General features: G+C 34.8%; 8 protein-coding genes. All 8 read right to left on the bottom strand.

Annotated elements, in window-relative coordinates:
- Nucleotides 1-358: 358 nt before the first annotated feature.
- The 8 genes from GSY47_RS07220 to GSY47_RS07185 all read right to left on the bottom strand — a co-directional run bounded on the left by GSY47_RS07220 (nt 359) and on the right by GSY47_RS07185 (nt 16,621).
- The gene (locus tag GSY47_RS07220) at nt 359-4,393 is read right to left on the bottom strand and encodes a hybrid sensor histidine kinase/response regulator transcription factor (RefSeq protein ID WP_179005147.1); all 4,035 of its coding nucleotides are present in this window, start codon (nt 4,391-4,393) and stop codon (nt 359-361) included.
- A 52-nt stretch (nt 4,394-4,445) separates the two neighbouring features.
- Nucleotides 4,446-6,275 (bottom strand): metallophosphoesterase family protein, encoded by a 1,830-nt coding sequence (locus GSY47_RS07215; RefSeq protein ID WP_179005145.1) that lies wholly within the window; start codon nt 6,273-6,275, stop codon nt 4,446-4,448.
- A gap of 225 nt (nt 6,276-6,500) precedes the next feature.
- Complete coding sequence (locus GSY47_RS07210; protein WP_109194089.1) at nt 6,501-7,352, bottom strand: DUF4861 family protein; 852 nt, start codon at nt 7,350-7,352, stop codon at nt 6,501-6,503.
- Between the two features lie 84 nt (nt 7,353-7,436).
- Nucleotides 7,437-9,287 carry a hypothetical protein gene (locus GSY47_RS07205; protein WP_179005143.1) on the bottom strand — a complete coding sequence of 617 codons (1,851 nt, stop codon included), beginning with the start codon at nt 9,285-9,287 and terminating at the stop codon, nt 7,437-7,439.
- A 147-nt stretch (nt 9,288-9,434) separates the two neighbouring features.
- Entirely contained in the window at nt 9,435-9,998 is a 564-nt protein-coding gene (locus GSY47_RS07200; RefSeq protein WP_179005141.1) for a hypothetical protein, read from the bottom strand.
- A 14-nt stretch (nt 9,999-10,012) separates the two neighbouring features.
- A complete protein-coding gene (locus GSY47_RS07195; protein ID WP_246611278.1) occupies nt 10,013-12,322 on the bottom strand; it encodes a GH92 family glycosyl hydrolase in 2,310 nt (769 codons plus the stop codon).
- An 80-nt stretch (nt 12,323-12,402) separates the two neighbouring features.
- Nucleotides 12,403-14,715 (bottom strand): GH92 family glycosyl hydrolase, encoded by a 2,313-nt coding sequence (locus GSY47_RS07190; protein WP_179005139.1) that lies wholly within the window; start codon nt 14,713-14,715, stop codon nt 12,403-12,405.
- Nucleotides 14,716-15,007: 292 nt separating this feature from the next.
- Nucleotides 15,008-16,621 carry a RagB/SusD family nutrient uptake outer membrane protein gene (locus tag GSY47_RS07185; protein ID WP_179005137.1) on the bottom strand — a complete coding sequence of 538 codons (1,614 nt, stop codon included), beginning with the start codon at nt 16,619-16,621 and terminating at the stop codon, nt 15,008-15,010.
- Nucleotide 16,622 lies beyond the last annotated feature (1 nt).

Raw genomic sequence — 16,622 nt, 5'->3', positions numbered from 1 at the left:
AAAGCTATTGTATTGTTTTTTTGCCTGCTTTAATCTCATCGTTTTTTAGCCACGAATTCACGAATTTTCACTTTCCTGTAGAAACTTTAAACTTTGAGGGGAATTGCACGAATCTTTATAGATTCTGTTAATAGATATAGCCTATGGTTTCAACCACAGGGACATTGCGGCAGATTACAAAAAATTAGACTACGAATATGCGTTGTAAATATACGTTGTGTTCCCGTGGTTGAAACCACTGGCTATGTTATAATTCGTTCAATTTAACACAAAGAAAAAATCCTCTATATAAGTGAAAATTCGTGAATCCGTGGCGAAAAAAAATCTTTTAAATCCTCTTAATCTGTGGCGAAAAAACCTAATTAATAATTTTACTAGGAGGAAAACCAAACTGCTTTTTAAAACATCTACTAAAATACAGCGGATCATTAAACCCGACTAAATTCGTTACTTCTGAAACATTGTATTTCTTTGTTTTAAGCAGTTCTGCTGATTTTTTTAAACGAATCGTTCTAATAAATTCGTTGGGCGCCAAATCTGTTAATTCTTTGATTTTTCTATATAATTTCGAAGAACTTACGCCCAATTTATCGCACAGAAAATCAGTTGAAAGATCGACTTCACTTAAATTATCATTGATTAGATTAGTCACTTTTTCCATAAATTCTTCATCGATTGGAGAATGCGTCAGCATACTGACTTTGCTTTCCACTTCGCCAGAGAATTTCTGTTTCAGTTCTAATCTCGATTTAATCATGTTTTCGATAACCGTTTTCAGCAATAAAGGCTCAAAAGGTTTTACCAAATAACCATCAGCTCCTGTGTCATAGCCTTTTACTTTATCCATGTTTTCAGAAAGAGCCGTCAGCATTACAACCGGAATATGACTAATGAATTCATCGTTTTTAAGTTCACGGCAGAATTCCAATCCGTCCATAATTGGCATCATGACATCTGTAACGCATAAGATTGGTTTTATTTGTCGGCAGATTTTTAAACCTTCCTGACCATTTTCGGCCTCATAAACCTTGTAATAATCAGACAAATAATCCACTAGATATTTTCTGAGTTCGTTATTGTCTTCGATTACTAGTATTTTTTCTTTTAAATCGGTGTTTTGAATAATTTTCTTCGCCGCTTTTTCCGGAATAAGCATACTCAGGTTATCGTTTTTAAGAGCGTATTCGAATACTTCTTTATGCTCGTAAGAGTCACGGTCAATTGGAATTTCAACTCTAAAAGTACTTCCTTTTCCTGGAGTGCTTTCGACCGAAATAGTTCCTTTATGAATGGCAACTAAAGATTTTACCAAAGACAAACCAATCCCAGATCCAGTATTGTTGGCTTTACTGTTGGTTGCCTGATAAAATCGTTTAAAAATTTTCTCTTGACTTTTTACGGGGATTCCAATTCCGTCATCCGTTACTTCAATCACTAAAATATCCTCAACCGTGTCTTTCAATCTTACATCCAAATCTACGTTTCCGTTTTTGTTGGTAAATTTTAAAGCATTCGATAAAAGGTTGTACAGAATCTTATCGTATTTATCATTGTCCAACCAGCCGTTTATTTCATCATCTTCGGTAATAAAATTGAGCTTAATCTTTTTATTATAAGCCATTTCCTTAAAGGAATCAAAGATGTTTTTAGAATACGCGAGAATATCCGTTTTAGTCACTTTCAGTTTCAATTCTCCTGATTGTGCTTTTCTAAAATCCAAAACCTGATTTACCAGATTCAATAATCTGCTGGCATTTTGATAAATTAAATTGTATCTGCTTTTTTCATAATCCGTTGCATTACTGCTTTCATCTAAAAGCTGTTTGGCAGGGCCTAAAATCAATGTTAACGGCGTTCTTAATTCGTGCGAAATATTCGTAAAAAAACGGAGTTTTTCGTTGTTCAGTTTGATGTCGTGTTCTCTGTTTACTTTCTCCGTAAGCAGTTCTTGCTTTAAACGAATACGGTTTTTGATTTCTTTTCTAATAAAATAAAAAATCCCAAACAAAATCGCAAAAAACATCAAAAACGATGTTGGTGTAAGCCAGAAAGGAGGCAGAATTTTTATTTTATACGAAACCGTTTTACTCCAATATCCATCGCTGTTGCTCGATCTGATTTTAAAAGTATAATTTCCCGGATAAAGGTTGGTATATTGAACAATTCTCGAAGTACTGTTTGCCGTAATCCAATGTTTATCAAAACCTTCCAACATGTATTGAAACTTATTTAGTTTTTCATTTGCAAAAGACGGAGCCGAAAACTGAAGAGAAAAATTTCGGTTTTTATGGCTTAATTCTATTTCTTTTCCATAATTCAGATCTTTTGAAAGCGGAATTTCTCCATTGATTTCCATTTCAGGAAAGACCTCTTCATTCTGAATTTTAAACTCAGAAATCACAGGCAATGGCGACCAATTGTTTCTTTTCATTGCCGGTGGCGAAAAAGAAATAATTCCGTTTTTACCTCCCAGAAAAATATTAGAATTATTAAAATAGAAGAAACCACTTGAACTAAAAACATCTAGTCTGTTACCGCTGTTTACATGATAAATACTGATATCTTTTAGATTAGATTTTACAAAAGCAATATTATTATTATTGATATTGAGCCAAAGATTTCCATTGGCATCAGATAAAATATCGGTAATCCATTTTCCTGAAAGTTCTTTTAAATTTTTTACAGGCTCAAATTCATTCTTTTTCGGATTAAACAGACACAATCCGAAACGCGTTGAAGCCCAGATTTTTCCTTTTACATCTACTAAAACATCACTAACATTTTCATCATGAGGTACTCCTTTTTCTTTGACAAAAAGTGATGAATACGTTTCTATTTTTCCTGAAGTAATATTGTACTTTACAACTCCGGTTTCAGTCGCAAACCATACATTGTTTTTAGCATCTCTCTCGATAGCATTAATCTGAAAATCAGGTAAAAGTTTACTCGAAGTTTCTACTTGGAGTGTTTTAGTATTTAGAATTACAGCTCCTTCTCCAAAAGACCCCACAATTATTTTATCCTCTGCAATTTTTCGAAAAGCAAAAACAGGCGATTTTTCAAATCCTGCCTTTATTTCCCTCGAAGAGTTATTCATGTAATTGTACACCAGAATGTTTCCGTCCCACAAACCGCAATAGAAAATTCTTCCGTCATCAGAATAAATACTGGCGATATCTTTTCCAGTATTGTGTAAAGGAGTTGAGCCTTTAATATTCGAAATATAAAGGCCGTTATGATAGGTCGCCACAATTACTTTTTCATCGTAAGTCTTAGCAAAACCACGAATTCTAGGTGCCTGATTGCCAATAGAACGTGAAATATCTTTGTTTAAAGTAAACTGATTTTCATACGGATCGTATTTGTCCAAACCATCTTCAGTTCCAATCCATAAGACTCCGGATTTATCAAAATAAAGGGATGCAATTAAATTATCGACAAGCGAAGTATCATCAGACAAAATTGAATAATACCATTTGTAATTGCCACTTTGAATGTCTTCCAGCTGATCGCAGACCAATAATCCGCCCAAAGTTCCAACCCAGTATTTTCCGTCAGGGGCTTGTGCAACGGATAGAAAATAAGGGCCTAAAGCTCCTCTAACCTGTTTGTTATCAATATATAAATTAACAAATTGGTTTCTGGCTTTATCTAGTTTATACAATCCTTCGCGAGTACCAATAAAAATATCCGACTTGGCATCTTCGTAAATAAAGTTGATGTATGGATTTTTGATGCTCGAATTTGGAACAGAAAGTGTATAGCTGTTAATCCTTACAATCGCGCCTTTTGTGTCCATTGTAATTTTGGCCACACCTGACTTTTCGTAGCTTCCCACCCAGACATTGCCTTTTTTATCTTCGAAAATTTCTTTAACGTAATCAAAACCTTTAAGCTTAATTTTATCAAATCGGTTTTCTTTCAGAGAAAATAAATAGGCTCCTTTGGTCTTAGTACCTACCCAAACTCTGTTGAATTTATCTACATGAACTGATCTCACTTCATCATCTGGAAGGCTGTTTGGATCGCCTTTCTTATGAAAAAAAGTAGTAAAAACATGGGTATCCATCTGAAAAAGCGTCAATCCTTTTCGGGTTCCAATCCATAATTGATTGGCTTTTTCGTCCAGTTCTAAAGCTGTGATATCGTCATTGTATAATTTATTTTTTCCAGGTGTAGAACTCATGTAGTTTTTGAATTGATAACCGTCAAAACGATTTAATCCAGAGAACGTTCCAAACCACATGAAACCTTTTTTGTCCTGTACAATATGACGTACCGAATTATGAGACAACCCATTATTATCATTATAATGCGTAAATTTTATATTCTGTGAATAAGAATTATAAAAAAAGGCAATAAATAAAAATAATATAGGGTATTTTGGTTTCATGGAAATAAATTATAAATGCAATTTAATCTTTTTGATTTAATAAATATCAAAATTATTTAACAGATAAATTATCAATTTTGTTATTTTTCAAATCAATTTTAAAATGGTCTGAAGGCTCGCCATTCATGGTTTTGTAGATTATTTCTGCCCATAAAACCAGTTTTGGATCATCTGATTTTTTTAACTGCCTGCAGATCAATTCATATTCTTTTAATCTTTGCTTTCCAATTTTTGAAAAGGCCAGTTCATCGGCGCTTTTTAAGCGGTAAAAATCGAAAATCATATCAAAACCATTCCATGATTCAAAATCAGAAATAGTGAAAGAATTGGATTTCAAAACGGAATCAATATCTACAGCATTAGAATTCATCAGCAATAAATCTTTTCCTGAAAGATTCACAATCGATTTTAAAAAATCGGCTGGAAAATCTTCAGGCAGGAATCGTAAACGCACCAATTCTTTTAAATGCCAATTGGTAAATTCTTCATAATCTTTGGCATTCAGAATTTCTTTCTGCCAAATGTCTTTACTATCAATTTCTTTTAAATGAGCATATTCTTCTTCGTAAAAAGGAAACAAACTGTTGAATTTATTGACTTTGCTAATTACAATAGTTTCGACTTCCAAATCAGAATTAGAATGAATGGTCAATATTTTATAAGCTGGCATATACGCGGCAAGCGAAGGAGTCTGAATATTAAACAACGTATTTCCTTTTGCAGATGTTCTTACGCCAGTATCGTTAATATGCATGTGGCCTCCAAAATGAACCTGAATTCCGGCATCTGCAAATTGTTGTGCGACTTCTTCATCGGGAACTCTTTGCAATTGCATTTTATTGGCGCCGAAAAGCTGTTTTAATTCTGGCGAAGCATCATCATTGAAATCAATCATTGGATAATGACTGAAAGCAATCAGTATTTTCCCTTTTTGTTTCGCTTCCTCGGCAACTTTTTTCACCCAATTTAAAAGATGGTTTTTATAAATCAGAACGTTATTGTAACCCGTGTTCGCTCCCGAAAAATCATGTGGATCATTTGGTTTTCCTGATAATTTCTCATTCGGAACATACGCATTTGCATCTATTGCCAAAAGCCAAATTCCTTTAATTGGTTCTACCAAATAACTGGCATCGGGCAGATACAAATTAGTATTTTTTATTAGATACGTTCTTTTTTCTAAATCGGATTCTTTTTGAGCTTCTTCAAAATTGTAATTTTCATACCTGTAATTAGAAAATGGAGTTTCCCAATATAAATCGGTTTTCTTTGGAAAGAAACCAAAATCACGCATTTCGTTTATAGTTTCTTTGTAACCCCAATTTTTTATATCAGCAGTAATTATCGGTTCTAGTTCGCTTTTATTTTTGTTGAAGTTGTTTACAGAACTGCTGATAATCTGTTCTTTTCCGTTTTTTCCTAAAAAATCAGTTTTAACAGCATCTTGAGAAAATGGTCGTACAACATCATGATTTCCTGTAGTCACATAAAAAGAAAGTCCGTGTTTTTGGGAATATTCATTGAGAATTTTTCGCAATCCGCGAACGTGAACAGGTTGTCCGTCATCGCTGAAATCGCCTGGAAGCACCACGTGTTTGATACCTTTTTTAACAATATCATTCAAAGCTTCTAAAAAAGCGAAATAATTTTCATTGAAAATTCTCGTAGAATGCAACTGTGAATTCATTGTTCGGATATTGGCATATTCGCCCGTTACCGGATTGGGAATTCCGCGATAGTTGCTGTCTTCAAATTGGGCAAAAATATCCTGTAAATGAGCATCAGCTATAAAAGCAATCTGAACTTCTTTTTTAGTGTTCTGCTGTGATTTGCAGGAATATAAAGAAAGTAGTAGTACTAATATAGCCGATATTCTAAACATTTATTTTGTTTTTAATTTTATGATTATCCGTTATTTCTCCTATTTTTAAAAATAGAAAACCTGTAAAATCAGACGCGGATTAAACAGATTCGCTAACGCGAAAACGCGGATAAAAACGGATTTTTTATTAATCTTTTAAAAAGTATAAATAGATTATCCGTTTTTATCCGCGCCTTTACGAAGTAAATCCGTTTAATCCGCGTCCTTGCTTAAAGGATAATTCAATTATTTTTTAATGTATGCTTCCAATTTATCTAAAGTGTTTAGTTCTGTTTCTCTTGCACATGAAGATAAAATGGTTGTTTCTATGTTTTTTGCAGGTTTTGAAATCAACAAATACTGTGTTCCATCATCTGTATTTTTTTCAAAATCTTTTGGGTTGTACTTGATTGCTCCTCCAACTTCAACAATTTCGGCAGCAACGTCTTCTGGATGTTTTCCCCAAACTGCGATATAATTCGCTCCTTTTTTCGTTGCCGAATCTTTAAAGTAATTCACTCCCGTTGCAAATTGTACTTTTTCTCCAGTTAAAGAAACTGCTTCCACTTTTGCTTCTCTTTTACCAGAAAATACAGTTACACGAACTAGAATATCCACTTTTTTTCCTTTGTAAGGCACGCCTCTTGAAATCATTTCCATCCAAGAAGTGGTATCTGTTTTTCCAACTCTTGCCAAACGATTGGTTACTGGATTTAAAGGCACTAATTTCTCTCCATCCCAAAGTTTTACACCTCCTAAACCAACAGTTGACGCTACTTTATAATAATCGGCTCCCCAACCTTCTTTTTGCTGTTCTGGTGTTGGATACCAATTTGCTTTTCTTAATTCTAAACCTGGTTTTGCTTTAGAATAAACGTCGATTGCTACTTTATCGCTAAAGTAAATTCGCAACGCCATCCACTCGTTTTCAACCGCTGGCCCGTGATGTCCAATCGTTTTATATAAATCCCCTGAATCTGAGCCGATATCTGATAAATAAGTAATTTTGTCCGACTTCATATACAAACTGTTGTCTGTATTATTCTGTCCAAAACAAACGCAGCAAAAAAGTAAAGAGGTTACAATAGATAGTTTCATAATTTAAAATATTATAGTTTAAGTTGTAATTCCTGTAAATTTAAAAACAACTTTTAAAAATCTACTACGAATTTCAATCTAATCCTAAAATATTGTCATTTGATGACGAAAAGGCGTGAATCCAGTTATGTAAACATGCTCTCCATTGGTACGCAAACTTCCCTGATGATAAGTGTATTCTTCGCTTTCAAGGTTTTCGACATTTAAATGTTCACATTTTCCTGGCCCAAATTTTATGGCATCTCCTGCGGTGGCAACTTCTCCATAACCGTTTTTAAGAAAATAATTCTTCTTTTCATCAGCCGTTGCTCCATTTACAATACTTTTTTCGTTGAAACACATTTCGACTGTTACCTCGACATTTGGCGGGCCATCTACTTTAAAATCCAAACTTAATGATCCGTTATTCTCCGTAATTTCAATTACGGTAATTTGTTTTTTGACATTGCTTTTTGTTCTCGAATCAAAATCCATTTTGTTCCAAAATCTTCCATCCAATGATTCTGATAATTTATAGTCTCCATCGGGATTTCGATATTCAGGGGCAAGAGGCTGATAATAATCTGCTTCTTTGGTTTCGGTCAAAATATATTTGTTGCCTTCTTTTACAATTCCGTTGCTGCTGAAATACCCCATTCTGAAAAACGAGGTCGACAAACGCATGTATTTTAAAATAGCCTCTCCTTTTCTGTACATTAAAAAATTAGGGTTTGATGATCTTCCTGATACAATTTGAACCGGCTGATCATTTCCTCCAAATAAAGTAATAGACGTTTTTTCTCTTCTGATTCTAGCCAAATTAGAAAGAACAAAAAACTTTTCGAAATCATTTGGAACATTGCTTTCAGCTGGAACTTGCTTTTGAAGGTCTTCATTTTCCATAAAAAAAGCTAACGAATCGGATAAGATATCGCTTGTAAACTCAGGAAGTTTTTCAATCGTATTTACCATATAAACAAACATCGGATTTTGAGTACGAATAGCCATATATCGATATTGCCAGTAAAATTTCGTCACTTTCAAAGCCATAAACTGATCCTGTCTTTTGGAATCGACTGTAACCAGATCGCCGTTTTTTTCTGTATAATAAAAATAAGTAATGAGGTTTTTATTTACGATTTCCAGCAATTGCGGTCTTTTCAGCAATCTTGCCATCGTAATTAAAGCTTTATCAATTACTGCCGAATAAATACCACTTCGTTCTGAATAATGCCCGTCTTCGTTGAGATAAATTCCTTCTGCCAGCCATTCGTCAATTCGCTTCACATATCTGGTATCTGGATAAAGCGCATTAATATTTGCTAAAGCGGCACAAATAACCCATCTATGGTTTGGTGTATGAACACCTCCCGTTATCATTGCCTCGCCTGCATTTAAAATAAATTGTTTTACTTTTTCACGAACTACTGCCAGCTCTTTCTGTTTACTTCTGTTCAATAAAACAGCAGCGGGGCAAATATATTCTAAAATAAAAGCAGTATCTGGTGGAGATTGTCTGTTTCCTCCCGCATCTAAAGTTCCGTCGCTATATTGCCCTTTTAGTAAAACATCTATTGCTTCATTTAATTTTTCGACTAAAACAGGCGACTTATAATATTCCGATCCCGAATTACAGAATGATGCTGAACAAACCGTTACAGTATTTGCAATGCCTCGAAAATTACTTATTCTGATATTCGGATCCAATGACGGTCTGTTCAACAAACTTTTGACTTTCACATCATTATTTTGAATTAGTTTTTTCATTAATTGAAGATCCTCTTTTGAGACTGTACCTTCTGAAAAAAAATCATTTGCAAAAAGAGTATTACTCATTAAAACACCTCCTAATGATAAACTGCTTAATCTGATAAATTCGCCACGGCTCATAGAATGTTTCATAATACTTTCTTTAATTAATGAAAAAACAGCTTTTACTTCAATTGTTTTAAACACATAGAAACATAGATTTTAATACTTGTTAAAAGGCGTTTCACTTGCATAAATGCACATAGCTATGTGTGAGAAACTAAGTTTCTTTCCCTCTTCCTTTTACGCAATCAAAACTATGTTCCTATGTGTTTAAAAATAAACCCAATATTACTAATCCACTACTTTTACCAAAGTCGGATTAATTCCTAACGGGTTCTTAATTACTTTACAGATCAAAGGAAACTCTGGATTTTTGATAATCCACATTTCGGTTTCATCTATCTGTGCTTTTACATGTAATGCATCAACTGCTTTTCCATCAATAGAAATTTCATTTTTATCATCACTTTTATTCAAAACATAAGTCGTGTTATTGTAAACAAATGAACCTTTTTTAACCAAATCCTGATAAGCTGACTGTGAAATCATAAAAAACGTTTCTGTTGGTTTTAGGTTCAGAACCGGTGCATATTCTCCCTGATTGAAACTTAATTCAGTTCCGTTTTTTACGGCTTCGGGAAGCATTACTATTTTACTTTTTACTCCTCTTGTTTCTAATTTAAAAGCCAATGCATTGTTTGAAGTTTCAGCCGTAAGCTGTAAAGTTCTCGTTTGTCCGTGAAGCTTGCAGACATAATGCAGTTGGGTATTGTTTTTTAATGTTGGAATGTAATTCTGAGAAATTCCTTTCTGATAAACAATGCAGAAAAGAATCATTAAAAATATATTTTTCATCTTGTTCATCATTTTTATTTTGCTGGTGGTAAAATTGTTGTTCCCCAAGCTGAAGGTTTCGAATCCATTTCTAAAATCAGTTCTCCTCCATTATTAATATCCTCATGTAAAATCCATGCTTTGTTGTATGGTTTTCCGTTTAACAAAGCGGTTTTGATGTATTTGTTTTTATCACTCATTTTTTTAGTAGTGATTTTAAAACTTTTACCGTTTTCTAATTTCATAACCGTTTCTTTTATCAAAGGCGTATTAATCAAATAATAAGGCTGTCCTGCATTTGGATATAATCCCATCATGTGGAAAGCCAGCCAAGAAGACATTGCTCCCGAATCGTCATTACCTGGAAGTCCTTCTCTTGACGTATTGAAATTATCCTTGATAATGGTTCTGATTCTGTCACTGCTTAAATAGGGTTTTCCAATCCAGTGATACAAACAAGGCGTTAAGAATGAAGGTTCATTGGCAACATTGAATAAATTATTATCAAAGAAAATGTCCAATCGAGTTTCGAAAGCTTTTTCTCCACCTGCTTTTTTTACCAATTCCGGAATATCGTGTGGCAAACTAAATGAATATTCCCAAGAAGTTCCTTCGTAGAAAAACACACACCAATGGCAGACATACCAAGGAGATTCGATAATGACAGGCGTATATTTAAAAGTTGGTTTCTGGATTTTAGATTCTCCGAAAACGACATCATCCAGCCAGTTTCCGTCTTTGTCTTTTGGCATGATGAATCCTTTTGCACCGTTATTTTCATAATCTGCACGCCATAAATTCTGCCAGCTTTCAGCTTGTTTCATGTACTGATTGTACAATTCTGTTTTACCTAAACCTTTGGCTACTGTGGCAATGTTATAATCGTTGTATGAATAATCAATAGTTCTATTTCCAGCACGGTCTGTACCGTAAGGAACGTAACCTAATTTTAGATAATCTAAAAGTCCGCCACGTCCTTCTCTTTCTTCATTTCCTCCCGGCGGTACTGTTGCGTCTTTGATCATTGCCTGCAAAGCAAGTTCATAATCAATTCCTTTTAAGTTTTTTACAAAAGCATCTGCAATTACAACCTCAGCGTTAGAACCTCCTTGCGTTCTTCCGTTATCGTTTCCACTTCTGCCTTCGGGCATATAGCCTTCGCGTTTGTAAATATTCAGCATTGCGTTGATGATATCTACTTTACGTTTAGAATCTATTAAAGTAATTAACGGACTTGAAGTTCTAAAGGTATCCCAAATCGTATAAAAATCATCGTAATACGGTTCATCATTTGTCCATAACGGATTTTCGCCTGTTCGATCCACCGGCATAATCATCGTGTGGTACAAACCAGTATAGAACATTTTTCTGTATTCTACAGAAGTATCATCTGATAATTTGATTCGGCTTAATAAATCTTCCCATTTATTTTCTAAAGTGGCCAAAACAGTATTGAAATTCCAATGCGGGATTTCAATTTCTATATTATTTTTCGCTTTTAATTCACTTAAAAATGAAATTCCGATTTTGACATTCAATTCTTCTTTTCCCGAATTTCCGAAAGAAAGTAAAGCTCCTGTTTTCTTTCCGGAATCAAACTGTGCTTTTTGATTGTTGTAAAATTTACCGTCTTTAAAAGTGACATACTTTGCAATCGGCTGATCGAAAACGGCCCAGAAATAAACGGTATAAGCACGTCCGTTATTCCATCCTCCTCTGATTCGGCTGTAACCTCTTACTTCTGTATCTGAAACAATTTCGATTTGAGAACCTACAAACTGCTGGGCTTCTCTGGCATCAGGAATTTTTTCTTCTCCAAGGAAAAATCCTGGATCAATTTTTAATTCTTTTGATTTATTTTTTGGATAGGTTATTCTGTAAAATGAAACTTTTTCTCCTGTCGTGATTTCGGTTTTGATGTTATTTTCTTTGAAAACCGTTTCATAATACCCCAGTTTTACATTTTCTTCTGTTCTGAACGAAGTTTGATCCATTTTGTCTAAAGCTCCAGATCCAGAAAAAGGCATAATGGAGATGTTTCCATATTTTGGGCCACCTCCCGTTCCGCTCACGTGTAACTGACTGAATCCTGTGACTTCTTTAGGCATTGGAAGCCATCCACTGTTTGGACTCGAAGTACAGTCTGGACTTGGTTTTACCATTCCGTAAGGACAGGAAGGGCCGATAAAAACCCTGCCCACTCCCTCTGAACCGATCATTGGGTCAACGTATTGATGAACTTTTTGCTGTGCGCTACCTGTAATAGTAAGAAATGAAATTCCTAAAAAAAAGATAAACTTGGATGGTATTTTCATTGTGGTTACTTCTTTGTTTTTTGTTGGCATGTATAATTATTTTTAATATTTCTCAAATAACTATAATTCTATTTTCCTTTACGTTAATAGGGCTTTAACCCAACGTTATATTAATGTTTTTGCTGATCTGACATTTGTAAAATCAATTCGCCTCCATTAGTAATATTCTGATGTGAAAGCTCAAAATTTGACACTTCTTTCTGGTTGAATTTGATATCCTTTATATATACATTTTCAGGATTATTAGCAGTAGCTTTAATCACAAATGTTTTCCCTGAATAATATTTCTGATTTAATGTAATCGTGATTTTATTGAATATCGGACTTCCAATTTCATAAACGGCATCTTTGTCTGTTCCCCCGTTCATTTGGAATAAACCTAATTTCAATAAAACATTCAGGCTTCCCATTAATCCCTGATCTTCATCTCCGTTATAACCTGTTGCAGGTGATAATCCGCTGAAGGTTTCTTTTACCACGTTTCTTGTCCAATATTGCGTTAAATCAGGTCTTCCCAAAACGGTAAAAATATTTGACGTCTGCATCGACGGCTGATTTCCAAAATTTACTGGAATTCTGCTAAACTCTGGGTGTAATTCTGCATCGTGTGATGTACCAGAGGTATACTTTAGTTTTTTAGCTGCTTCAAATTGAGCATTCAATTTTTCTACTGCTTTTTCTTTTCCGCCCATTAAATCAGCCAAACCTAAAATATCATGCGGAACAAACCAAGTCGATTGTGCGCCGTTTGATTCAATAAATCCATTTTCGTACTGATACGGATCATAATTTTCACGCCATTTTCCCTCTACATTTTTGGGACGCATCCAGCCTATTTTAGCATCAAAAACATTTTTATAGTTTTCGGCTCTTTTCATGAAATATTGATAATCATCTTCATGATTCAATTTTTTAGCCAATTGAGCCAAAGTCCAATCCTGATATGCATATTCTAAAGTCTGGCTCGCACCGTCTTCGTGGCTTCCGAAATTTCCATCTGGAAGCGGATACGGTACATATCCTTTTTCTAAATAATATTTTAAGCCTCCTCCAATATTGGTGTTATGCTCATATCCGGCTTTTTCCATAATTCCGCCCGGCATATGATTCTTTTTGAGTGCAATGTAAATTTCCTCTAAATTTTCTTTTACAATTCCTTTCTGAATAGCGCTGACAATGAAAGGCGTTGCCGAAGCTCCCGTCATAACATACGTATCATTTCCTCCCGAAGGCCCGCGCGGGATTATGCCACCGTCTTTGTAATATTGCATCAACGAATACACAAATTCTTCCATAATCTCTGGATACACCAATCCCCAAAGGTTATTGATGGTCCATTGTGCTCCCCAAAAAGCATCTGAATTGTAGTGGTTGAATTTTGGTTTTCCGTCTGTATTTAACGGCAAATGTCCCACCCTGAACTTGTCCCCTGTATTATCAGGATAGGATCCATTTGCGTCACTAATCATTTTCCTCCCTTGCAGGGCATGCCATAAATCAGTGTAAAATCTTCTTTGGTCGGTTTCAGTTCCGCCTTCTACTTTTATTCTTCCTAATAAACTGCTCCATACTTTTCTGGAATCTTCAACTGTTTTATTAAAATCCCAATGGGTTAATTCGGTTTCGATATTGTTATTGGCATTTTCAATTGAAGTATAAGAAATACCGACTTTCATTAACACTTGTTCTTTGGTTTTATCAAAATGAATCAAATAATTTCCCGTTGCATTATCTCTTTCAACAGAAGAAACTGGCTCATTTGTTTTCACTTTAAAAAATACCGTTAACGGTTTTGGACGTCTGAAATTGGTACTTAAAACCAAAGATCCAGATAGTTCAAAATCATTATTTTTTTCCAATGTTCCATTTGTATTGTCACAAGGGCCTAAAACAGTATTTAAATTAAAAAGAACTGCTTTTTGTGCTTTTGCTGGAAAAGTATATTTATGAAAACCAACTCTTGGTGTGCTGGTTAATTCTGCTGTTATCTGATATCTATCTAATTTTAGCGAATGATATCCAGGCGTAATAATTTCAGTTTTATGGCTGAATTTAGAATAAAAATTTTTGAAAATAGTCTTTTTATTTTCTTCTGAAATAGTCACGGGCATTACGGATACTCCCGACATCTGCCATTCGTGAACGTGGCTGAAACCTTTTACTGTATCTGTAGTATATTTATAACCTCCTCCCCAATCGCCATTAATTTCAGTGTCCGGATTTAAATTAACCATTCCAAAAGGGCGACTCGCTGATGAAAAGAAAAACCATCTTGAATTTTCGGTGTCCAACAACGGATAAACCATGTCTGATAACTGTTTTTTCTTTAAAGAAACCGTTTTCTGAGCGTTGCACGACACTAAAAAAATAAGGGTTAGACTTATTGCGATACGTCCTATTTTATTGATTTGACTTAGTTCCATTTATTCTGTTTATTGATGAGGCACTATTGGTTTGTAGAGGATTCTTTGTACTGGCTTATTATTCTGGATTGAAAGAATGTTTACAAAGCTTAATCTTTCGTCGGGGTCTCAGGAATTACATTCGATTAAGCTTTGTATTCATTCAAAAAATGAAAATGAAACTAAACTGGCTATCATGAGCAACCAAAAAAGACCAGTTTTCTTTTTAGTAAAAAAGGAGAAGAATTTTTACGCTCTTCTCCTTTCACAATTAAAATTGAATTACAATGCGTACTTAACTAAACTTTTATTCTTAATATCCATCATTCTGAGTCAGAGCTGGATTTAAAACCATTGCATTTGTTGGGATTGGGAATACACGACGGTAAGTGTCTGTATTGGTTTTGTATCCCCAAGATCCTTCATATTTTCCAAAACGGATCATATCGTTTCTATGCCAAGCTTCCCAAGCAAACTCACGGCTTCTTTCTTTATAAAGATCTTCCAGTGTTACACCACTTAAAGCTGCAGATGTGGTACGATTAGAACGAACCATATTTACTAATGCATCTGAACTTTGTCCTAAAGTAGACGCTCCACCACGTAAAATTGATTCAGCTTTCATTAAAAGCACATCTGAATAACGTAAGAAAGGAACGTCGTTGTTTTGATTACGGTTTGTTGAAGTTGCGTCTGGATAAAATTTGATATTTCTGTATCCCATGTTCCAAGCGATTTCATCATTTCCAAGGTCAAATAAAGCAACACTTTGACGAGGAATAATATCTGGCGTTAGATTTACCTGATAGGTATAAGCTGCTCCACCATCTGCTCCAGTGTAAAATTGATCGTATCCTTTTTTGGTCGTTGTTACTCTTACTGGCGTAACACCATCATTCATGTATTGAAGACCTGTAAGCCATTGTTTGTTACGGATGTCATTAGCATCATTAAAATATGCATAGAATTCAGGCAGTGTACTTCTTGGTGCACTTGGTGTGTAAGGCAGACCGAATTTTGCTCTTTCAGAACGCGGTACATCATAACGTGCATGATACATTTGTCCATTAAAACCAACTGTAACAGCTACTGGATCGTAAGGAACTGCAAAAATGAATTCTTTCATTGCTGGTCCATTATTTGGATAAAACATTTGAAGATATGTAGCTCTTGGCTCAACCGCATATAAACCAGAATTGATTACCTGATCACAGGCTGCAATACAATCTGTGTAACGTGCTGTTCCTGTATAAATGTTAGCATTCAAATACAACTTCGCTAACATTGCATTAGCAGTTTGTTTATTTGGTCTACCGTAAGTAGAAACTCCAGATGCCGCATTTAAATTTGGAACGGCACTTTTTAATTCTTTTTCAATGAAATTAAAAACTTCTGCTCTTGGTGTTTTAGCATGAGAAGAGAAATCTCCGTATAAAGTATCCAAAGGCACATCTCCATAACTGTCCATTAACATGAAATAAGAAATGGCACGCATCGTTTTTAATTCAGAAATCAAAGTTTTTTTGTCCGCACCTTCAGGCATTGCTTTTCTTAAAATAGAAATAGCCTGATTGCTTGTTCCAATCACTTTAGATGACCAATCCCAAAGACTTCCAACGATACCGTTATCTGCATTCCAATCGTGGTAGTGCATGGCAATATAGTTTCGGTTGTCAAACCAGTTTCCTCCTCTTGCAGGCAGAATCGCTTCGTCTGTAGTTAAAGACTGAGACCACCACCAAGCAAATGAAAACTCACCTCTAAATGCGGCGTAAACTGGCCCTGTTGTTTGAATATATTGTGTTGAATTTTGCGGAAATACGTCAGGTGTCAACTGCGTTGTAATAGGCACATCAAGATCACTGCAAGACCATACTAAACCAGCCATCAATACTGGAAGACCTAAATATTTTAATATCTTTTTCATA

The sequence above is a fragment of the Flavobacterium quisquiliarum genome, assembly GCF_019308285.1.
GTDB classification, from domain to species: Bacteria; Bacteroidota; Bacteroidia; order Flavobacteriales; family Flavobacteriaceae; genus Flavobacterium; species Flavobacterium quisquiliarum.
Note: the sequence above shows the minus strand (reverse complement) of the source record. Positions and strands in the feature narration are given on the sequence as shown.

Coding starts and splice junctions, on each gene's coding strand:
- GSY47_RS07220 (WP_179005147.1), bottom strand. CDS start 4,393: ATGAAACCAAAATACCCTATATTATTTTTATTTATTGCCTTTTTTTAT.
- GSY47_RS07215 (WP_179005145.1), bottom strand. CDS start 6,275: ATGTTTAGAATATCGGCTATATTAGTACTACTACTTTCTTTATATTCC.
- GSY47_RS07210 (WP_109194089.1), bottom strand. CDS start 7,352: ATGAAACTATCTATTGTAACCTCTTTACTTTTTTGCTGCGTTTGTTTT.
- GSY47_RS07200 (WP_179005141.1), bottom strand. CDS start 9,998: ATGAAAAATATATTTTTAATGATTCTTTTCTGCATTGTTTATCAGAAA.
- GSY47_RS07195 (WP_246611278.1), bottom strand. CDS start 12,322: ATGCCAACAAAAAACAAAGAAGTAACCACAATGAAAATACCATCCAAG.
- GSY47_RS07190 (WP_179005139.1), bottom strand. CDS start 14,715: ATGGAACTAAGTCAAATCAATAAAATAGGACGTATCGCAATAAGTCTA.
- GSY47_RS07185 (WP_179005137.1), bottom strand. CDS start 16,621: ATGAAAAAGATATTAAAATATTTAGGTCTTCCAGTATTGATGGCTGGT.